The 20,030-nt window shown below is 62.6% G+C and carries 21 protein-coding genes, 1 tRNA gene and 1 other RNA gene; 12 read left to right on the forward strand and 11 right to left on the reverse strand.

Annotation, left to right across the window (positions count from 1 at the left end; translation table 11 throughout):
* From GGR38_RS18975 to GGR38_RS18990, 4 genes are all read left to right on the forward strand, one after another.
* Positions 1-936: a hypothetical protein gene (locus GGR38_RS18975; RefSeq protein WP_183627724.1), complete on the forward strand. Its 936-nt coding sequence runs from the start codon at positions 1-3 to the stop codon at positions 934-936.
* A gap of 78 nt (positions 937-1,014) precedes the next feature.
* A complete protein-coding gene (locus GGR38_RS24275) occupies positions 1,015-1,890 on the forward strand; it encodes a DNA cytosine methyltransferase (protein WP_183627725.1) in 876 nt (291 codons plus the stop codon).
* On the forward strand, positions 1,887-2,213 hold the full coding sequence (locus tag GGR38_RS18985; RefSeq protein WP_183627726.1) for a hypothetical protein: 327 nt from the start codon (positions 1,887-1,889) through the stop codon (positions 2,211-2,213). The genes GGR38_RS24275 and GGR38_RS18985 overlap by 4 nt, the downstream gene beginning before the upstream one ends.
* A gap of 172 nt (positions 2,214-2,385) precedes the next feature.
* Positions 2,386-3,705 (forward strand): tyrosine-type recombinase/integrase, encoded by a 1,320-nt coding sequence (locus GGR38_RS18990; protein ID WP_221227159.1) that lies wholly within the window; start codon positions 2,386-2,388, stop codon positions 3,703-3,705.
* 42 nt (positions 3,706-3,747) lie between these two features.
* Here the strand turns inward: GGR38_RS18990 and GGR38_RS18995 are convergent.
* Together GGR38_RS18995 and cpdR are read right to left on the reverse strand one after the other, a co-directional pair.
* Positions 3,748-3,822, reverse strand: a tRNA-Val gene (locus GGR38_RS18995).
* A 128-nt stretch (positions 3,823-3,950) separates the two neighbouring features.
* A complete protein-coding gene (gene cpdR, locus GGR38_RS19000) occupies positions 3,951-4,325 on the reverse strand; it encodes a cell cycle two-component system response regulator CpdR (protein WP_183627727.1) in 375 nt (124 codons plus the stop codon).
* A gap of 146 nt (positions 4,326-4,471) precedes the next feature.
* On the opposite strand from cpdR, the gene GGR38_RS19005 reads away from it, so the two are divergent.
* A complete protein-coding gene (locus tag GGR38_RS19005; protein WP_183627728.1) occupies positions 4,472-5,425 on the forward strand; it encodes an N-formylglutamate amidohydrolase in 954 nt (317 codons plus the stop codon).
* A gap of 352 nt (positions 5,426-5,777) precedes the next feature.
* Here the strand turns inward: GGR38_RS19005 and GGR38_RS19010 are convergent, their stop codons facing one another.
* The gene (locus GGR38_RS19010) at positions 5,778-6,563 is read right to left on the reverse strand and encodes a SapC family protein (protein ID WP_183627729.1); all 786 of its coding nucleotides are present in this window, start codon (positions 6,561-6,563) and stop codon (positions 5,778-5,780) included.
* Between the two features lie 105 nt (positions 6,564-6,668).
* Positions 6,669-8,099 carry an FAD-binding oxidoreductase gene (locus tag GGR38_RS19015; protein ID WP_183627730.1) on the reverse strand — a complete coding sequence of 477 codons (1,431 nt, stop codon included), beginning with the start codon at positions 8,097-8,099 and terminating at the stop codon, positions 6,669-6,671.
* 227 nt (positions 8,100-8,326) lie between these two features.
* Between GGR38_RS19015 and GGR38_RS19020 the strand changes: the two genes are divergently transcribed.
* Positions 8,327-8,860 carry a hypothetical protein gene (locus tag GGR38_RS19020; protein ID WP_183627731.1) on the forward strand — a complete coding sequence of 178 codons (534 nt, stop codon included), beginning with the start codon at positions 8,327-8,329 and terminating at the stop codon, positions 8,858-8,860.
* Positions 8,861-9,007: 147 nt separating this feature from the next.
* Positions 9,008-10,450 (forward strand): DEAD/DEAH box helicase, encoded by a 1,443-nt coding sequence (locus GGR38_RS19025; protein WP_183627732.1) that lies wholly within the window; start codon positions 9,008-9,010, stop codon positions 10,448-10,450.
* A gap of 37 nt (positions 10,451-10,487) precedes the next feature.
* Here the strand turns inward: GGR38_RS19025 and GGR38_RS24665 are convergent, their stop codons facing one another.
* The 4 genes from GGR38_RS24665 to GGR38_RS19040 all read right to left on the reverse strand — a co-directional run bounded on the left by GGR38_RS24665 (position 10,488) and on the right by GGR38_RS19040 (position 12,584).
* Positions 10,488-10,643: an energy transducer TonB gene (locus GGR38_RS24665; RefSeq protein ID WP_425497071.1), complete on the reverse strand. Its 156-nt coding sequence runs from the start codon at positions 10,641-10,643 to the stop codon at positions 10,488-10,490.
* On the reverse strand, positions 10,640-10,849 hold the full coding sequence (locus GGR38_RS24000; RefSeq protein ID WP_221227160.1) for a hypothetical protein: 210 nt from the start codon (positions 10,847-10,849) through the stop codon (positions 10,640-10,642). Before GGR38_RS24000 ends, GGR38_RS24665 begins: the two co-directional genes overlap by 4 nt.
* Positions 10,850-10,859: 10 nt before the next feature.
* Complete coding sequence (locus GGR38_RS19035; protein WP_183627733.1) at positions 10,860-11,960, reverse strand: substrate-binding domain-containing protein; 1,101 nt, start codon at positions 11,958-11,960, stop codon at positions 10,860-10,862.
* Positions 11,961-12,023: 63 nt separating this feature from the next.
* A complete protein-coding gene (locus GGR38_RS19040) occupies positions 12,024-12,584 on the reverse strand; it encodes an NUDIX hydrolase (RefSeq protein ID WP_183627734.1) in 561 nt (186 codons plus the stop codon).
* A gap of 155 nt (positions 12,585-12,739) precedes the next feature.
* Between GGR38_RS19040 and mscL the strand changes: the two genes are divergently transcribed.
* The 4 genes from mscL to GGR38_RS19060 all read left to right on the forward strand — a co-directional run bounded on the left by mscL (position 12,740) and on the right by GGR38_RS19060 (position 15,391).
* Positions 12,740-13,177: a large conductance mechanosensitive channel protein MscL gene (gene mscL / locus GGR38_RS19045; protein WP_183627735.1), complete on the forward strand. Its 438-nt coding sequence runs from the start codon at positions 12,740-12,742 to the stop codon at positions 13,175-13,177.
* A gap of 74 nt (positions 13,178-13,251) precedes the next feature.
* Positions 13,252-13,615: a transfer-messenger RNA gene (ssrA, locus tag GGR38_RS19050) on the forward strand.
* Positions 13,616-13,703: 88 nt separating this feature from the next.
* Positions 13,704-14,852: a cupin domain-containing protein gene (locus GGR38_RS19055; protein ID WP_183627736.1), complete on the forward strand. Its 1,149-nt coding sequence runs from the start codon at positions 13,704-13,706 to the stop codon at positions 14,850-14,852.
* Positions 14,852-15,391 (forward strand): rRNA large subunit pseudouridine synthase E, encoded by a 540-nt coding sequence (locus GGR38_RS19060; protein ID WP_183627737.1) that lies wholly within the window; start codon positions 14,852-14,854, stop codon positions 15,389-15,391. Before GGR38_RS19055 ends, GGR38_RS19060 begins: the two co-directional genes overlap by 1 nt.
* Here the strand turns inward: GGR38_RS19060 and GGR38_RS19065 are convergent.
* Positions 15,388-15,630 (reverse strand): hypothetical protein, encoded by a 243-nt coding sequence (locus tag GGR38_RS19065; protein WP_183627738.1) that lies wholly within the window; start codon positions 15,628-15,630, stop codon positions 15,388-15,390. The two genes, GGR38_RS19060 and GGR38_RS19065, sit on opposite strands and share 4 nt — an antisense overlap.
* Before the next feature lie 340 nt (positions 15,631-15,970).
* On the opposite strand from GGR38_RS19065, the gene GGR38_RS19070 reads away from it, so the two are divergent.
* On the forward strand, positions 15,971-18,121 hold the full coding sequence (locus GGR38_RS19070) for a malate synthase G (RefSeq protein ID WP_183627844.1): 2,151 nt from the start codon (positions 15,971-15,973) through the stop codon (positions 18,119-18,121).
* Between the two features lie 39 nt (positions 18,122-18,160).
* Here the strand turns inward: GGR38_RS19070 and rsmA are convergent, their stop codons facing one another.
* Together rsmA and pdxA are read right to left on the reverse strand one after the other, a co-directional pair.
* Entirely contained in the window at positions 18,161-19,006 is an 846-nt protein-coding gene (rsmA, locus tag GGR38_RS19075) for a 16S rRNA (adenine(1518)-N(6)/adenine(1519)-N(6))-dimethyltransferase RsmA (RefSeq protein WP_183627739.1), read from the reverse strand.
* Positions 19,006-20,025, reverse strand: coding sequence for a 4-hydroxythreonine-4-phosphate dehydrogenase PdxA (gene pdxA, locus GGR38_RS19080; RefSeq protein ID WP_183627740.1), 1,020 nt, complete (start codon positions 20,023-20,025; stop codon positions 19,006-19,008). Before pdxA ends, rsmA begins: the two co-directional genes overlap by 1 nt.
* Between the last annotated feature and the right edge of the window lie 5 nt (positions 20,026-20,030).

Raw genomic sequence — 20,030 nt, forward strand, 5'->3', positions numbered from 1 at the left:
ATGGCAACCCAGCTTGTCACCACGAATGAACAACCCAAGGCGCCTGCAAAGGTTGCCGTGGCCACCGGCGGTAAACTCGCCGCCTTTGTCCCGCAGACCATGGAAGAGGCATGGCGCCTGTCTGGCGCTCTGGCCGCGTCCGGCATGACGCCCAAGGCTTACGGAAGTGACCAGAACAAAATCATGGTCGGCATCATGGCCGGTGCAGAGGTTGGCCTCACGCCGTTTGCTGCACTCCAATCCATTGCCGTCATCGGCAACAATCCCTCGCTGTGGGGGGATGGTGCCTTGGCTCTGGTGCAGGCGTCAGGGCTTTTGGAGGACATGGAAGAAACCGACGATGGCAGCACCGCAACTTGCCGCCTCAACCGCATCGGCCGCTCAACGCCCATTGTCCGCTCATTCAGCATGGACGATGCCAAGAAGGCGGGCCTTGCCAGCAAAGCGGGGCCGTGGACGCAATATCCTGCCCGTATGCGCCAAATGCGCGCACGAGCTTGGGCGATGCGTGATGGCTTCTCTGATGTCCTCAAGGGGCTTCACATTGCCGAAGAGGCGCGCGACTACGCCAGCGCTGCAAACGCGCAAGCCGTGGATGGCCAGCCCCTGACCGGCGCCATGCTGATCGAGCAGGCCAAAGGCGAGGTTGTCGAGATCCGGCCCGCCAATGACCAAGCGCTGACCGAGGACAATTCCGCCGCCGCCGAAGGCCGCGCCGATGACCAACACGGCGACCAGCATGACGGAGGCGACGAGGCCCCCGCCTATGCCGGTTGGCTGGAAACCACATTCGAGCGCATCGAGGCCGCCACGAAACCCGCCGATCTGCGCGCGGTCGAAGCCGACATGGATCGCAACAAAGAAGCGCTGCCCGACGATGTTTGGGGCAGGCTGACGGATGCTGTCGCAACCAAGCGCGCCGCGTTGCTCAAGTGAGCCCGTTCGAGACGTAGGCCACCTAACCCACCACCCCAAGGGAGCCGGGCAGGCCCAACAAGCCGCCCGGTAGAGATTATGCCCCCCACAACGACTGGCGCAACGCTGACCTATGGCAGCGTATGCAGCGGCATCGAGGCCGCATCTGTCGCCTGGCATCCGCTGGGATGGCGCGCCGCCTTCTATTCTGAAATCGAGCCGTTCCCGCGCGCCGTCCTCGCCCACCATTACCCCGATGTGCCTTGCCATGGGGATTTCACCACCATCGGAGCCGATGACTATGGGCCAATTGACCTTCTTGTTGGCGGAACCCCCTGCCAATCGTTCAGCATCGGTGGACTGCGAAAGGGACTGGATGATAGCCGCGGCATCCTTGCGCTCGAATATTGCCGCCTGGCTGATCGAAAACGGCCCCGCTGGCTGGTTTGGGAGAACGTCCCCGGCGCCTTGTCAACTGACAGAGGGCGGGCATTTGGCTCCATCGTCGGGGCGTTGGCAGAACTCGGGTATGGGTGGGCCTATCGAATCCTGGACGCTCAGCACTTCGGTGTCCCCCAGCAACGCCCGCGCCTCATCCTTGTTGGATATCTTGGAAACGCCGGGGCCCCCATCGCGGTACTCTTTGAGCGAGAGAGCTTTGCAAGGCGTTCTGCAAAGAGATCGAAGGAGGTCGTGTCGGTTTGTATCACGCGGCGCGGGCCGGGCTCTCTCGATGACCGAGAAACATACATTGTTGAGGGCCAGACCCCCAGGCACATGACCCCAGTTGAGGTTGAGCGCTGCTTTGGCTTCCGGGATGGATACACTCATGTCCCATATCGCGGCAAGCCCGCAGCCGATGGCCCCCGCTACAAGGCGCTGGGCAACAGCATGGCCGTGCCGGTCATGGCCTGGATCGGCCAGCGCATTCAGATGGTCGAGGATCTAACCAAAGAGCAACAGGAGGCGGCATGAAGCCCTACACAATCACCCCCACCGTCATCGCGGGCTGCACCAGCATCGACCTCCTGCACCAGTGGCACGGCCTTTTCTACGCCGAGTTCGACCGGCTTGTGAGCGAGGTGGAGGCGGCCAAGATCGCCGGAACCCACAGCGACGCCCGCTTTCGGGGCCATGAAAAGAGCATCATGGTTTGCCGGTTGGGCATGAAGAACATTGAGCGCCGCGTGCTGGCGCTGGGCGAAGAACCGATCCTGACCCGCGACGGGCATGAGCGGCGGATCATCAAGCGCCTGCGCGCAGAGATTGAGGTTTTGCAGATGGGGAGGGCGGCTTGAGCGTCCTGTCCCCATGCGAAGCCCTTGTGAAACTGGACCGCAAACTCTCGCGTGCGCTGGTTGTCGGCAGGGGCATCAGGCTTGAAGCCGGTGATCTCGAATTGCTGGCCAGCCTCGGCATGATTGAACAAGTCGCCGATTCGAAGGCGAAAGCATTGAAGGAGCAGGCCCTGTGCCGACAATTAAGGGTGGCATCTATCAACGCGGCGAGTTCTGGCTTGATCTCGTCCGAGGCACAGATGGCAAGCCCACCAGCAATCGCTGGTATATCTGGTGGTATGATGCCCTCGCCAAGCGGCAGCAGCGCAAAAGCACGCGCACAGAGGATGTTCGGATAGCGTGCGAACGCCTTGATGAGCATTATCTGGCGTCTCACAACCCCACGGCGGCAGACCAGATGGCCTATACCGTCCAGGATGCGATGACCGATTACTGGATCGAGCATGGCCAGATGCAGACCAGCGCCGATGCCATCAAGGCCCGTCTCAAGCTGTTCCAGCGCTTCCTGCAAGCCGAGGATGATGCGGGGCGCCTCCCGGATCCATTCATGCCGGATGCCATCACAGACCGCATGGTGGAGCGCTTTCGCGCATGGGGCGTCACCGTCCCGATTGTGGCGCGAAAAAAGGATGCCAAGGGAAATTGGATCGACGGCAAATCGCGTCCTCGCAGCGCCGCGACGGTCGAAGAATCGGTTATCCAGATCAAGGCCGCCCTTAACCATGCGTATAAAGAGCGCCGGACCAGATATGTCCCGCCCATCCAGCACAAGACGCGCGATCAGGTGACGGCCAAGCGGACCTACCGGCTATCCATCGAGGCCATAGGCGAATTGCTCGATTACAGCTTGAACGGTGCGGGGAATTACAGCGGGCATAGTGACCGGCTGTTGCCGCTGCGCCGCTATCTGATCGCCAGCATCTGCACCTTGGCCCGGCCTGATGCGATTTTCGACCTGAGCGTTAACCCTGATCGTGAGCAATGGATGCGCAACGCCGGGCTGATCAATCTGAACCCGTCCGGCCGCATCCAGACCAAGAAGGTTCGCCCGGTTCTGCCGGTGGTCGGCCTGCTCGATTCGTGGTTCAAGGCGACCGATGATTGGTTCGTTTGCCGCGAGGTGGTCGAATATGACCATCAGCAGCAGATCGACGTAATGCGCCAGATCGGCGTGGATGCGATTCGGAGCGCGTGGACCGGCGCGCGCCAGCACCTCGGCATCCCGGCCGGGTGGGGGCCGAAGCTGTTGCGCCACTCGATGGCCACCATCCTAGCAAATCGTCGCGTCAATCTGATGGAGCTTGAAATGGCCCTTGGCCACCGTGTGCTGGGCAAGACCAGCAGCGCCTATGCGATCTTCGATCCCGACTATCTGGGCACCATTAAGCAGGGGATTGAGGATGTAGTTTCGGACCTGACAAAGATGGCTGGCCCGGCGCTTCACGCAAAACTCACGCAAAACTGCGATAAGATTTCCGTTTTGAAGGCATGAAAAAAGCCCGCCTAAGTCACTGACCTAGCGGGCTTTTTTGAATGGTGGGCGTAGGAAGGATTGAACTTCCGACCCCTGCGATGTCAACACAGTGCTCTACCACTGAGCTATACGCCCACACTTTCAAGTCCATCCCGGTTGGCGTTGTTGGCGTCCGCCGGGTGTGACGCGGCCTCTAACGGTGGTCTTCGATTAGCGCAAGAGCCTAATGTGAAATATTGCAATTTTTTTGCGTAAGGGCCTGTTTAGACGCTGATTTGGCTGGGCTGGCCAAACACGCGCTGCACTTCGGCCACCAGATCGCGCAGGTGGAAGGGCTTGGACAGCACCTTGGCCTGGGGCGCTTCGCGGCTTGCCTTGAGGGTTACGGCTGCAAAACCGGTGATGAAGATCACCTTGGTGTCCGGGCTCACCTCGGCGCAGCGCTGGGCCAGTTCGATGCCGTCCATTTCGGGCATCACGATGTCGGAGAGCAGAAGATCGAAATGCTCTCGTTCGAGAAACGGAAGCGCCGCCGTGCCACGATCCACCGCCACCACGTCATAACCGGCATTTTCCAGCGCGCGGGCCAGATATGTGCGCATGGCGGCTTCGTCTTCGGCAAGCAGGATTCGGATCATGGCGTTAACTCTCTTTATCGTTGCCTCTTTATATAGCGCAGCCCGAAGCAGAGTTCTTCTGCCATTTCCGCCATGCCCTGTTTTGAAACACTCCTCGGCCGATGTGCTACTTTTGACAGCGGGCCGGGAAAGCCGCAGTGTGGGGGATGGATGAAATTCGGGCTGATATGGGCGATTCGCAGGGTGTGACCCGCCGCGATGGTGGCGCGATTCCGGGGCATGATGGTCCTGCGTTTACCATTTCGGCACCGGCGGTATCGCGCCTGCCGGTGGTGATTGCCGCGCCCCACGGCGGGCGGTGCTATCCGTCCGATCTGCTGGCCCGGATGCGCCATCCCAATATTTCCACGCTGCGGCTTGAAGACCGCCTCGTTGATCGTCTGGCCGAAGTAGTGGCGCGCGAAACCGGTGCGGCGCTGATGACGGCCCATGCGCCCCGTGCGATGCTCGATCTGAACCGGGCGGATGATGATGTCGATTGGGATATGCTCGGCCTTGTCGCGCCGGGGCCTGCGCCTGCCAACGGCCGCGCGCGCAGCGGGCTGGGGCTGGTGCCGCGGCGCCTGCCGGGCATGGGCGAGATCTGGCGCGGGCGCCTGTCATGGGCCGAGGTTGAGGCGCGAATCGAAGGGATTCACAGGCCCTACCATACCGCTCTGGCCGATCTGTTGGCGCAGGAGCGTGAACGCTGGGGCGCGGTGCTGTTGATCGACCTGCATTCGATGCCGCCTCTGCCGCGAATCATGGGGCAGGAATCGGCCACGATTGTCGTGGGAGATCGTTTCGGGGCCAGTTGCCATGGCGCATTGGTCGCGCGGGCTTTTTCGCATTTTGCGGGTGCGGGCATGCTGGCGGCGCATAACCGGCCCTATGCGGGAGGATTCGCGCTCGATCACCATGCCGCGCCGCGTCGGGGTGTCCATGCCATGCAGTTGGAGGTGGACCGGGCGGCCTATCTCGATTCGCAACTGATCGAAACCGGGGATGGCTTCGATGCGATGGCGCGGCTCTTGTCCTCGCTGGTCTTTGCTCTGGGCGCGCAGGTGGCGGCCATGGGTGGCCAGCGTCCCGGAGAGGCGTGGTCCGAAGCGGCGGAATAAAGGCGCGCGCATCATCCGGGCACCGCATGATCCATGTCGCACATAAAAAACCACCTCGCGCGATGCGCGAGGTGGCCAAGGTTCAGGGAGGAAGTGCAACCGAAGTTGCACCAATCCAGTCGGGCCATGAGGGAAGCGCCAACCGGATGACTGTGTATTACCCTGACATTTTCGCCGCCGCAAGCGTTTAGTGATAAAATGCATCACTCAAAAAAGAAAATGCGACGAGTTGAAATTTATCCTTTTTGGTTCGCTCAAAACAAAACCCCGCCGGGCATATGCCGGGCGGGGTCTGTTTCAGTCATGGCCCGCAATCAGGCCATGGCGTTACGCGTTATGGGGCGTCACGCGTTCAGGCGACCGGGGCCACCTGCGGCACGACCACCGGGCCAAGGCCCAGCTGAACCTGACGGGCGAAGATTTCGCGCAGCAGGTCGAGGCTGAACAGGTGGGCGAACAGCAGCGGCAGCAGGCCCGACTGGTTCCAGCTGCGCAGCACGTCGCCGCGCACTTCGCGCAGCTTGGCCTGATCGACCATCTGGAAACCGCGATAAACGAAGGGCTGCTCATTGCCTTCCTGCTGGATGGCGACTTCGCCTTCCATCAGCAGGCTGTGCTTCTTCAGCTCTTCAACGAAAGCGGCGGTGCGCATACCGGCTTCTTCGAAGTTTTCGCAGAACTGCAGCATGTTCTTGGTGGCTTCGCTGGGCGCTTCGCCATCGAACAGCGGCGCGCCGTCCACTTCTGCGCCCAACAGGTCGGTGGTGGGGTCAAAGCAGAGCGAGAGTTCCTGCGCGTCGGGCGTCAGGCGGGCCAGCATAAAGGGATAGCGACGGACATAGGCCGGCACATAGACTTCCGAGGTCAGCTTGCCTTCGGCGTCGACGAAAACGTTCACGCCTTCGTTCAGGCCCATCAGCGCCAGCGGAACCGGCTGATCGCCGCTGGAGAAAACGATGGGGAAGTGGCGCGCGGCCTGCGGGAATTCCTCAACCGTCAGCGGAACGGCATGCTGGCCAATCAACCAGGTCGCCTTGTCGGTGCTCTGGCTCTTGAAATTGGCGTGGTCCCGGCTGTTGAGCGGAACGAGGTCGTTGTAGAACAGCGGCAGGTTGGCGTTCTGCGGCGCGCTGGCCATGAGGTCTCTCCGAAAACTGGGGCGATAAAGGCCCCACAAGGTCAATATTCAGATTGCAGGCCATAGGGCGCGGTTTTGCCCAAGGCAAGGCCACCCTGCACGGTTTCAGACCAAGGGCAACAGCTTTCCGGGGTTGAGCAATCCTTTGGGGTCCAGCGCGGATTTGACCGCGCGCATCAGGCCCAGCGAGGCCGGATCGCCAAGGCGTTGTAATTCCCCTACTTTCATCTGGCCGATGCCATGTTCTGCGCTGAGCGAGCCGCCCCATTGAGTGACCAGATCATGAACAAAACGGCTGATCGCCTTGCCGTCGGATGCCTCCCATGTGGCGCGTTCGCTGCCCGGCGGAGAGATTACGTGGAAATGCACATTGCCATCGCCCAAGTGCCCGAAAGCCACCGCATGAACGCCCGGATAGGCTGCTTCGACGCGAGCAATCGCATCGGTAATGAAGTCGGGCATCTTTTCCACCGGCACGGAAATATCGTGCTGCATCGCCGGCCCCTTGCTGCGCTCGGCCATGGGCACTGTCTCGCGCAGGCCCCAGAAAGCCTCGGCCTGCGATTCGCTGTTGGCGATGGCCGCGTCCTGCAGCAGTCCGGACTCAAACGCTTCGGCCAACATCGTCTCAACCCGTTCACCCAGCGTCGGCGCGTCTGCCGCATCGGCCACCACCTCGATCAGGGCATACCATTCATGAGCGCCCTCCAGCGGGGATCGCATGTCGGGCGCGTAATCGAACACGGCCTCAAGGCTGGGGTGGGGGATCACCTCGAACCCTTCCAGCGCTTCGCCCACCGCCTTTTCGGCATGGAGCAGCAGCGCGCGCGCGGCCTGAATGCTTTCCACCCCGGCCCAGACCACCCGTCGGTCGGCCCGCGCCGGTTCCAGCTTGAGCGTGGCCGCCGTCACAATGCCCAGCGTGCCCTCGGAGCCGATAAACAACTGCTTGAGGTCGAAGCCGCGATTGTCCTTCTTTAGCGGCGTCAGCGCGGAATAGACCGAGCCGTCGGCCAGCACGGCCTCCAGCCCCAACACCTGCGAACGCATATTGCCGTGGCGCAGCACCTGCGTGCCGCCCGCATTGGTCGAGATCAGCCCGCCTACCGTAGCCGAACCCTTGCCGCCCAGCGTGAGGGGAAAACGCAGCCCCACGGCCTCGGCGGCTTCGTGCAGGTTTTGCAGCACCACGCCCGCCCCGCAGGTCACGCGGCGATTTTCCAGATCGATGGGCCCGATAGTGTTCATCCGCCGCAGCGACACCAGCAACGAGGCCCCGCTGGCATCGGGCGTCGCCCCGCCGCTCATCCCCGAATTGCCGCCCTGCGGCACCAGCGTCACATTATGCTCTCCGGCCAGCGCCACCAATCGCGCCAGCTCGCCGCTGTCGGCGGGTGAGGCAAGCCCGATGGCCGCCCCCGTATAGCGCCCGCGCCAGTCCGTCAGCCAGGGCGCCAGAAGGTCAGGATCACAAGTCAATCCGCGCGGGCCAAGAAGGGCGGCGGCGGCGGCGAGAAAGGTGTCATTCTGCGTCATGGCCCGCCCTATGCCACAGACCCCGCGTCGCGGCCAGAAGGTGGAGGTTAAGCGGCTGTTCAAACAAATGTGATTATGTCACAAGACCGACAAACAGACATGAGGGTTACACGTTTGGCCTGCCTTATGGGCGGGTTGAACCATGCAAATATATGGTCAGGCTTCCCTTTCCGATCCTTTGGCGGCGCATGACTGGCGTCAGCTCCGGCTTGCGCCGGGGGCGTTGGGTGCTTGGGGGAGCTGTGGCGGCGCTGGGTCTTGTCGCTTTGCTTCATGGTGAGTCTCCCGCCGGGGCCGCGCCTTTGGTCGATACGGGCGAGAAAGTATGGCATGCCATGCAAGCGCACGGGCTCGATCTGGATGATGATTACAAACAGGTGCGCATCCAGCAGCAGTTTTCGATCCGCATTTCGCCGGGGCCTCCGGTGCCCCCGCCGGTCTTTGTCATCGAAAACGATCAGGAAGATCGTTCGACCCGTCTGGAAGAGCGCAATATGGGCAAATGCCTGCCCGCCTCCTCCATCGTCAGTGTGCAGAGCGCGCCGCGCAACCGTCTGCTGTTCTTTCTGCGCGATTCGCGCGTTGTGACGGCGGGGCTGGATAAATCATGCCATGCACATGATTTTTATTCCGGTTTTTACGTCGAACGCAACACTGATGGCCAGATCTGTATCGAGCGCGACAAGATCCATGCGCGCTCCGGCGCCAATTGCCTGATTCACGATTTACACGCTCTGGTCGAAGTTCCGGTGCGCCGTTAAGGCGGTTTCGGGCGATTTTCTTGACTTTCGTCGCGATTTGGCGCTAATGCCCCGACACCCGCGCCGCCTTGTCCGCCAAGGCGGCGGTTTTGTGCATCCGGCCACGGGTAGGGCGGATGCCCCCACTTGCGGAAACACCCCAAACCCATGAGTTTCGCCGATCTCGGCCTTTCCGACGAATTGCTGCAAAGCGTTACCGCTGCCGGCTATGACACGCCCACGCCGATTCAGGCACAGGCTATTCCTTCCGTGCTGATGATGCGCGACCTTATCGGTATTGCGCAAACCGGCACCGGCAAAACCGCCAGTTTCGTGCTGCCGATGATCGACATTCTCGCGCATGGCCGCCGCCGCGCGCTGATGCCGCGCTCGCTCATTCTTGAGCCGACGCGCGAACTGGCCGCGCAGGTGGCCGAGAATTTCGAGAAATATGGCAAGAACCATGATCTCAAGATGGCGCTGCTGATTGGCGGCGTGCAGATGGGCGATCAGGTCAAGGCGCTCTCGGATGGTGTGGACGTGCTGATCGCCACGCCGGGCCGGTTGATGGACCTGTTCGAGCGGGGCAAGATCCTGCTCACGGGCTGCGACCTGCTGGTGATCGATGAAGCCGACCGTATGCTCGACATGGGCTTTATCCCGGATATCGAGACGATCTGCTCCAAGCTGCCCGCTCAGCGTCAGACGTTGCTGTTTTCCGCGACGATGCCGCCACCGATCAAGAAGCTGGCCGACAGGTTTTTGAGCAACCCGAAATATATCGAGGTTGCCCGCCCGGCCAGCAACAACACCAGCATTGCCCAGCACAAGGTGAAATGCGGTCCCAAGCAGAAGCGCGAAGTGTTGCGCCATCTGCTGCGTCACGACAATGTGACCACGGCCATCATTTTTGCCAACAAGAAGACGACCGTGCGCGAATTGGCCAAGAGCCTGAAGCGCCACGGTTTTGCCGCTGGTGAAATTCACGGCGACATGGACCAGTCGAGCCGCATTGCCGAGCTGGACCGGTTCAAGGACGGCTCGATCAACATCCTTTGCGCCTCGGACGTGGCCGCGCGCGGGCTGGATGTGAAGGGCGTTTCGCACGTCTTCAACTTCGACACGCCCTGGCATCCCGATGATTATGTCCACCGCATTGGCCGCACCGGTCGCGGCGGCGCCACGGGTCGCGCCTTTACGATCTATTGCGACGCCGATCTGGAAGCGATCCAGAATGTCGAGAAGCTGACCGGCGGGCCGATCCCGGAAATCAAGCTGGAGATCGATCCCAAGGTTGAGAAGGCCGAGGAAAAGGCTGAGAAAACCGCGCATAAGCCGCGTGATCGCAAGGCGCCGGAACGCGCCACGCGCGAAGAACGGCCTGTGCGTGAAGAACGTTCGGCGCGCGAAGAGCGTCCGCGACGCGAGGAGCGGGCGCCCCGTGAAGAACGTGCGCCGCGCGAAGAACGCGCCCCTCGCCGTGAGCATCGGCACGAGCATCGTCAGGAAGAGCGCAGCCGTGGCCGCTGGCGCGACAATGATCCGCCGACGAAGCCGGGCGAATGGAACGGGCCGATTCCCGAATTCCTGGGCGTTTCCGCGCTGGGATGATTGGGCTGTCCTGCGCGCGGGTTAATCCGTTTGAGGGTTAACGGCGCGGCAGGCTCCAGATGACCTTGCTGGCAAAGATGCCTTCGATCGCATGCCCTTGAGCGTCGCGTGCGGGTTGAAAACGCAGGTGCTTCATAACCGAGGCGCAGCTTGCAGCATCAAGATCGGGTGAACCGCTCGATTGCGTAATCATACAGGCCGTGGCTTGCCCTTGGGGTCGATGGTCGCCTGATACGATGCGCTTCCCTCTCGGTTTTCGCGGAAGGCGCGTGAGGGGTAGCCCCTCACGAAATGCGCGGGCTTGAGGATCGGAGGTCGGGAAAGGTCGGTTGATGCGTCTTGGGGGGCTGGTGCGCTGCCATTGGCGGCCTGCGCCGCCAGCACGACTGCAAACAGCATCAGGCCCCTCTTATCTCCGGCTGCTGCCCCTCGGCAGCAAGCGCACCGGAACGCGCTTCTTTTCGCCCGGCGTGCCCGCGATCACGGACAGCAACCGGTCCACCAGCACCTCGCCAGCCGTTTGGAAATCCGGCTCGACCGAGGAGAGGGGCGGGGCCGAATGCGCGCCCGCACGAATGCCGTCAAAGCCGATCAGGCCGACCTGTTCGGGCACTGAAATCCCCTGTTCGCGCAGCACGCGCAGCGCGCCCAGCGCCATTTCGTCACAGCAGGCAAAGATCGCATCGAAAGGCACGCCCGAACGGATCAGTTCCACCGCCGCGCGGCGCCCCTGTTCATCGCGGCTCATCCCCTCCTCAAAGGTGATCAGGCGCGGCTCCATCCCCTGTTCGCGCAGCAATTCGGCATAGCCTTCATAGCGCTCCTTGAACTGGCGCTGGGCCGAGGTTTCCGAGGCGATGCAAACGATGTTGCGATAGCCCGAATCGATCAGATGCTGGGTCGCCATCCGCGCCCCGCCGATATTGTCCGACCGCACCCAGTCGAGATCCTCATGCGGGCTGCCCCAACAGACCAGATGCGCGCCCTCGGCGGCGATGGAGTGGAAGTAATCCCACGCATCCCAATTCTCGCTGGTGCCGATGACGATCAAGCCGTCGGCCTTGCGCTGTTCCTGATACAGGCCCCACAAGTGGTCGGACGCGCCCTGAAACGATACGATCGTTTCATGCCGCCGCCGCGAGGCCGCCGCGCAAACGCTGCCCAGAAGCGCGAAGTGGAAGGGGTTGAAGTTCTTGATATCTTCATCCGGGCGGCAGATCACCACCACGGCCAGAGTGCCCGTCCGGCCCGTGCGCAGGCGGGCGGCATTCTCGTCCACATGATAGTTCAGCTTGGCGGCGGCAGCGGCCACGCGCGCGCGGGTCGCCTCGCTGACCACCGGGTCGCCCGCCAGCGCGCGGCTGACCGTGGACTGGCTGACGCCCGCCTCGGCGGCTACATCGAAGGAGGTGACGCGATAACGCTTCTTTGCCTTGGAGGCGTCGATCAGCGTTTCGGCCTCGTCGGTCGAATGAAGCTTTGCGGTTTTGTGGCGATCATCTTCCCCCATGGCGGCGGTCTTGGCCCTCTTTGCTATCACTTGTCCAGAGGCCATTGGGCCACACGGTCGATTTCACCCCCGCGCAATAATCTGAGGCGCGAGCAGCATCAACAGTTTCACGTCAATCGCCATGCCCTCGGCGCGGCGCGCGGCGACAAATGCGCCGATGTCGGCAAGGGCCACGCGGTGGGTGATGATCTCTTCGTCATCCACCCCGCCGCCGGGGCCGACCTTCGTCAAGCCATGGGCGCGCAGCAGGGTAAAGCTCTCGGTCACCATGCCGGGTGAGGAGTAGAATTCGCCCACCACCTCCATGCGCGCCGCGTCATAGCCGGTTTCCTCGATCAGCTCGCGCCGGGCGGCATCGGTAGCCACTTCATCGGCATTGTCGTCAGAATCGCCCACCAAGCCGGCGGGTAATTCGAGGCAGGTGCGCTTTAACGGCACGCGATATTGTTCGACCAGCAGGACGTGATCCGCCTCGTCGATGGCCAGAATGACGGCGGCGCGGATGTTGCGCGCGCGGCTGACATATTCCCAGTTGCCGCGCTGCTTGGTCGCGATGAACCGGCCTTGCCAGACCACCTGCTCTTCGCTCTCGCGCCAGGTCTGGACGATCTTTTCCTTGGTCATCAAAGGCTCCGTTGCAACATCTTGTCGGCTAACCACCGCTTGGGGCAAAGTGCAAGGCATCAGGTTTAACGCGCAGGCATAAGGGACTGATAGGCGGTTGTGGTTAACATCGCCCTGTGGCAATTCTGGGTCAGGCAAAAGAGGGAAGGGGCATCATGCTTCAGGAATTCAAGACCTTTATCGCGCGCGGCAATGTGCTGGATCTGGCGGTCGGTGTGATCATCGGCGGCGCTTTCGGCAAGATCGTTTCCTCCTTGACCGATGATGTGTTGATGCCGGTGATCGGCAAGGTCACGGGCGGCATCGATTTCTCGTCCAAATTCGTCCTGCTGGGCGATATTCCCGCCAGTTATACCGGATCGCCCACCGATTATGCCGCGCTGAAAAAGGCGGGCGTGGCGATGCTGGGCTATGGCAGCTTTGTCACCGCGATCATCAATTTCCTTATCATGGCCTTCGTGATCTTCCTGATCGTCAAAGGCGCAAACAAGGCCACCGCCAAGCCCGTCGCCCCCGAGGCCCCGGTCGCGCCCACAGGCCCCACCGAGGTCGAACTGTTGGCCGAAATCCGCGATGCCCTGAAGGCTCGTTAAAACAGGCTCGTTGAAACAGGCGCGCTAAGACCTGCGATCATGACCAAGGGGGCTGCTGGGGAAATCCGGGCGGCCCCCTTTTCTTTTGCAAAATTACCCCTATATCACCCCTCGCCGGTTTCGACCGGCTATGGTGATAAATTGCGGCGTGCAATAGATGCAGCGGACCCGGGGGCGGTACCCGGCGGCTCCACCATCACTACCCGAACCTGTTTCGGGGCCTCGTTGTCGCGAGGGTGTTGATGGGGCCGAACTAGGATCGACGTGTGTTGAAAAGCGCTGTTTTTGCCCGGGCTGAGTAACCTGTAAAAGGCTCAAAACTCATAAGTGCCAACGACAACGAAGCACTTGCTCTGGCTGCGTAATTCTAGGCCTTAACGGGCTGAAGTTACAAACCTAGAACACGGTTGAACCCACCGGGTAACAGAAGGGAATTCGGGGGCCCGGGGTGGGCCTAGCAACAGAACCACCCCACCTATCTCCCCTACATTTTGACAGACCGCGCGCGAAAGCGCATGAGCGCGCGATGCAATTCGCCCAATTCGATGTCGCCGCCTTTCTCAACGCCCATTGGCAAAAGCGCCCGCTGCTGATCCGCAACCCTTGGAAGGCTTGGGCCAATCCGCTTGAGCCGGATGAACTGGCGGGCCTTGCCTGCGAGGAGGGCGTCGAATCGCGTCTGATTACGAGTGGCGGCAAGCAGGGCGGCGGCAAATTGGCGCTGGAACGAGGCCCCTTTGCCGAGGAACGCTTTGGCACGCTGGGCAAGGAGCCGTGGACGCTGCTGGTGCAGGCGGTTGACCATTATGTGCCCGACGTGGCCGCGCTGATCGAGCCGTTTCGTTTCGTGCCGGATTGGCGGATCGACGATGTGATGGTGTCCTATGCCAATGACGGCGGGGGCGTGGGGCCGCATTTCGATCAATATGATGTGTTTTTGATTCAGGGTCTTGGCCGCCGCCGCTGGCGCGTTGGGCCGGTATGCGATGCGCAAACCCCGCTGATCCCGCATGAGGATCTGCGTCTGATCGAGGATTTCGAGGCGACCGGCGATTGGGTGCTGGAACCGGGCGATATCCTCTATGTTCCGCCCGGCTTTGCCCATGATGGCGTGGCCGTGGGCGATGATTGCATGACCTATTCGGTGGGTTTTCGCGCCCCCTCGCGCGCCGAATTGGCCGAGGCATGGACCGCGCATCAGGTTGACGCCATGGCCGAGGATGACCGCTATGGCGACCCGGACCTGAGCCTGCAGGCGCATCCCGGCGAGATCACGGCCGAGGCGCTTGATCGCCTGCATGGCATGGTGCTGGCCTCGCTGGCGGATCGCGATGCCTTTGCCCGCTGGTTTGGCCATTATAACAGCCTGTCCAAATATGCCGAAACAGACTGGCGCCCTGAGGAGCAGATGGAGGCTGAAGAGGTCGCCGCGATGCTGGGCGAGGGGCATGGGCTGCATCGCAACCCCGCGCATCGCTTCGCCTTTATCGCGGCGGGCGAGGGGGTGTTGTTCTTCGTCGATGGCGTGTGCCGTGAATGCCGGGGCGAGGCCGCCCAACTGGCGCGCGACCTGTGCGCAGGGAACGAATGGAGCGGATCTCCGAGCGAGGAGGCTCTGGCCTTGCTCGCCGCGCTCATCAATCAAGGCAGCCTTGGTTTTGAGGAGGAGGACTGATGACCCTGATTCTCTTCAACAAACCCTTTGGCGTATTGTGCCAGTTCACTCCCGAACCCAATGGCCCGCCGCGCCCGACCTTGGCCGATTTTATCAACCGCCCCGGCGTCTATCCGGCGGGCAGGCTGGATCACGACAGCGAGGGCCTGCTGCTGCTGACCGACGATGGGCGGCTTCAGGCGCGGATCACAGATCCGCGCTACAAGGCGCCCAAGACCTATCTGGTGCAGGTGGAAGGTGAGCCGGACGAGGCGGCGCTCGAGGCTCTGCGGCGCGGCGTGCGGCTCAAAGACGGCATGACCTTGCCCGCCAAGGCCGAGCGGATTGACGCGCCCGACCTGTGGCCGCGCGATCCGCCGGTGCGGTTTCGCAAAACGGTGCCTGATTGCTGGATTTCGCTGACCATTCACGAAGGACGCAACCGTCAGGTTCGCCGCATGACCGCCGCCGTGGGGCACCCGACCTTGCGTCTGGTGCGCTGGCGCGTGGGGGAATGGTCGCTGGATGGATTGGCGCAGGGAGAGTTCAGAGAGGTTTAGGCTTTCGCGGTTTCCGGCTCGGCCTTGGCCGCTTCATGCTTGATGCAGTCGAGGATCTTGGCGCCCGCCATGAACACCGATCCGGTGCAGGCCAGAAACAGCAGCTTGCCGCCGAAACCTGGATATTGGCCCAGATAGACCTGTCCGCGCTGAACCGCGCCATTGGCCAGCGCGAAAATAACCAGAAACGCCTCAGGGCGAGTCTTGATGACGAAAAGACGGGCGAATTTTTGCCACATAAGCCAAACCTCTGCTGTGCCGTTCACAATCCTGCGAATGTCCGTGTCGGCCTGTGGCTCCACTCTGGCATAACCCCTATGAGGTGCAAGAGTGGTAAAAATGGTGTTAACCAATAAATGTCCGTCTTTGGGACATTTGGGGCCCAGCCTTAGGATAAAACCCGCAGGGCGTGCGAAAACGCGCTCGGTTTGACAAGCCGGTTGCCAAAGGCGGCGGCATCGGTCATAAGTCTATCTGTCTCTCCTCCCCGGAGTCCATGTATGCCATGCGTTTAACGCGCATGCCTTTATGTCGCTCAGGCATTTGCTTGCGCGGCACCTTGGATGAGGGTGAGTGATGATGAGCAAGTATCAGGACCGGGCTGGCCTTCAGGTTGATGGCGAACTGGCCCTTTTCGTCGAAAATCGGGTTTTGCCGCCGTTGGGGCTGGATGCATCGCGCTTCTGGTCGAGTTTTGCCGCGTTGCTGGGCGAATATGCGCCGCGCAACCGCGCGCTGCTGGCCCGCCGTGATGAGTTGCAGGCCGCCATCGATGGCTGGCACCGTGCGCGCGGCAAGGTGGCCGTGGACATGCCCGAATATGAGGGCTTCCTGCGCGCCATCGGCTATATCGTGCCCGAACCGGCGCCCTTTGCCATCACCACGCGCAATGTGGACGCGGAAATCGCGACGATGGCCGGGCCGCAACTGGTCGTGCCGGTTCTCAACGCCCGCTTCCTGCTCAATGCCGCCAATGCGCGCTGGGGCAGCCTGTATGACGCCTATTACGGCACCGATGCGCTCGATGCTCCGGCGGCCAGGAAGGGCGGCTATGACGTTGAACGCGGCTCGGCGGTGATCGCGGCGGGGCGCGCCTTCCTCGATTCGGCAGTTCCTCTGGCCGAGGGTTCGTGGGCCGATTGGGATGGCATCAGCCCCGAACGCGCTCTGCCCGCGCTGGCTCGCCCCGAGCAACTGGTCGCCCGCCGCGGCGATGGTCACAAGGGCGCTCTGTTGCTGGTCAACAATGGCCTGCATATCGAGATCGTGATCGACCACACCCATGTCATTGGCGCGACCGACAAGGCGGGGATCAGCGACATCATCCTCGAATCGGCGCTGACCACGATCTGCGACCTTGAGGATTCGATCGCGGCCGTCGATGCCGAGGACAAGATCGCCGCCTATGCCAACTGGCTGGGCCTGATGCGCGGCGATCTGACCGAAAGCTTTGAAAAGGGCGGCAAGATCCTGCACCGTGAACTGGCGGCGGATCGGGAATGGACGGCGCTGGATGGCGGTTCTCTGACCCTGCCGGGGCGCAGCCTGCTCTTCATCCGCAATGTCGGCCATCTGATGACCAATCCAGCGATCCTGCTGGCCGATGGCCGCGAGATCCCCGAGGGCGTGATGGATGCCGTCATCACCAGCGCGATTGCGATGCAGGATCTGAACGGCACGGGCCGCCATCGCAACAGCCGGACGGGCAGCATCTATATCGTCAAGCCCAAGATGCATGGGCCGGAGGAAGTTGCCTTCACCAACGACCTGTTCAACGCGGTTGAGGATCTGCTGGGCCTTGCGCGCCACACGATCAAGGTCGGCGTGATGGACGAGGAGCGCCGGACGAGCGTGAATCTGGCCGCCTGTATCGAAGCGGTGAAGGAGCGGATCGTTTTCATCAACACCGGGTTCCTTGACCGCACCGGCGATGAAATCCACACCTCGATGCAGGCTGGCCCGGTCATCCGCAAGAATGCCATCAAGGCCTCGCCATGGATTTCGGCCTATGAGGCGCGCAATGTCGGCATCGGCCTTGCCAGCGGCCTGTCGGGCAAGGCGCAGATCGGCAAGGGCATGTGGGCCGCACCCGACCGGATGCGCGACATGCTGGAGCAGAAGATCGGCCATCCGCGCGCCGGGGCCAACACTGCATGGGTGCCCTCGCCCACGGCGGCCACGCTGCATGCCACGCATTATCACGGGCTGGATGTTTTCGCCCGCCAGCGCGAGATTGCCGAACAACCGGTGCCGGGTCTGGAGCCTTTGCTGACGATCCCGCTGGCGCTGGGCACTAATTTCTCGGCCGAGGATGTAGCCGAGGAACTGGACAATAATGCGCAAGGCCTGCTCGGCTATGTCGTGCGCTGGATCGATCAGGGGGTCGGCTGCTCCAAGGTTCCCGACATCAACGATGTCGGCCTGATGGAAGATCGCGCCACGCTGCGTATTTCCAGCCAGCATATGGCCAATTGGCTGCTGCATGGCGTGGCCACGGGCGAGCAGGTCATGGATTCGTTGAAGCGTATGGCCGCCAAGGTTGATGCCCAGAACGCGGGCGATCCGCTCTATGAGCCGATGGCCGGTCGCTGGGAGGAAAGCTATGCCTTTCGCGCGGCCTGCGATCTGGTGTTCAACGGGGTGGAGCAGCCCAGCGGCTATACCGAACCTTTGCTGCACGCATGGCGCCTGAAGAAGAAGCAGGCGGCGCGGCAACTCGAAACGGTCTGATGCAAGAAACCCCCGGGGCCGATGCTCCGGGGGTTTTCTTCAGGCGCTCAGAATTTTGGCGATGCTGACGAATTCGGCCACGGACAGCGTTTCGGCGCGGCGGGCCGGGTCGATGCCCAATGTCTCCAATGCCTCCAGCGCACCGGGCAGACCTTTCAGGCTCTGCCGCAGCATCTTGCGCCGCTGGCCAAAGGCGGCCTCGGTCACGCGCTCCAGCATCCGGGCCGAGACGCCTTCGGGCATATCGCCGGGTTTGACATGGATGATCGCGCTCATCACCTTGGGCGGCGGGGTAAAGGCGCTGCGATGCACCTTCATCGCGATCTTGGGGGCGGCGCGCCATTGGCTGAGCACGGCCAGACGCCCGAAAGCATCGCTGCCCGATGACGCCACGATCCGCTCGGCCACTTCCTGTTGAAACATCAACGTCAGCGAAGTCCAGCGCGGTGGCCAAGCCTCACCCGACAGCCAGCCTGTGAACAGCGCCGTGCCGACATTATAGGGCAGGTTGGCCAGGATCGCATAAGGCTCACCATCAAACAGGTTGGCGTGGTCGATCTTGAGCGCATCGCCCTCGATCACCGTCAATTGCCCCGGAAACGCCTCGGCCAGCTCGCTCAGCGGCGCCATGCAGCGCTTGTCCATCTCGATGGCCGTGACCTTCGCCCCTGCGCGCAGCAGCGCGCGCGTCAGGCCGCCGGGGCCGGGGCCGACCTCCAGCACATTCTGGTCCTTCAGCCGTCCGGGGATGGCCGCGATGCGCGAGAGCAATTGCTCGTCGAACAGGAAGTTCTGGCCCAGCGCCTTGCTGGCGAAGAGGCCGTGCGCGTTGATAACCTCGCGCAGGGGGGGCAGGTCAGGCCTCGGTAAATCGGAATCGCTCATTATGCGGCCAATAGGGCCGCGCGGCTGCGCGCGCAATCGGCGGCAAGGCGCAGCGCCGAAACCGTGGCGCCGACATTGGCCTGCCCCTTGCCCGCGATCGGGAAGGCCGTGCCATGATCGGGCGAGGAGCGGATGATCGGCAGGCCCAGCGTGATGTTGACGCCATGGTCAAAATCCAGCGCTTTCAACGGGATCAGCGCCTGATCGTGATACATGCAGATGGCCACATCAAACCCCGCCCGCCCCCGTGCGGCAAACAGGCCATCGGCGGCATGGGGGCCGCTGGCGTTGATGCCCTCGGCGCACAATTGTTCGATGGCGGGGGCCACGATGCGCTGGTCCTCGTCGCCAAAGCGCCCATCTTCGCCCGCATGGGGGTTGAGCGCGGCAATCGCGATGCGTGGGTGGGCCAGCCCGAAATCACGCTCCAGCGCGCGCGCCACCACCCGCGCCCGGCGCAGGATCAGGTCTTGCGTAATCAGCCCCGGCACGGCCGAGAGCGCGACATGGACTGTTAGCGGCACCGTGCGCAGATTGGGGCCAGCCAGCATCATCACCGCATCCTCGGTCTCAACGCCTGCCGCGGCGGCCACGAATTCGGTTTGCCCCGGATAATCAAAGCCCACTTCGGCCAGCCGCGATTTGGCAATCGGCCCGGTCATCAGCGCGCCCGCTTGACCCGACACGGCCAGAGCGGTGGCCTGCGTCAGGCTTTCCAGCGCCAGCACCGCGCCCTCGCGATCCGGCGCACCGGGGCGGTATTCGCCATCGAAATCGCCGATGACGGGCAGAGCGCGATCATAGACCAGCGCCGCTTCCTCCATCGAGCCGACACGTTCGACCGGAATGTCCAGCCCCCGCGCCCGCGCCGCCGACGCCAGCAAACCCGCGCCCCCCACCGCGCAAAAGGCGGGCAGGGCATGAACGCGGCGGGCAAACCATGCCGCCGCGATCAGTTCCGGCCCCACACCGGCCGGATCGCCCAGCGAAACGGCCAATGGAAGGATTGCTTGGGCCACGGTTC

The organism is Novosphingobium sediminicola, assembly GCF_014196525.1.
Lineage (GTDB): Bacteria > Pseudomonadota > Alphaproteobacteria > Sphingomonadales > Sphingomonadaceae > Novosphingobium > Novosphingobium sediminicola.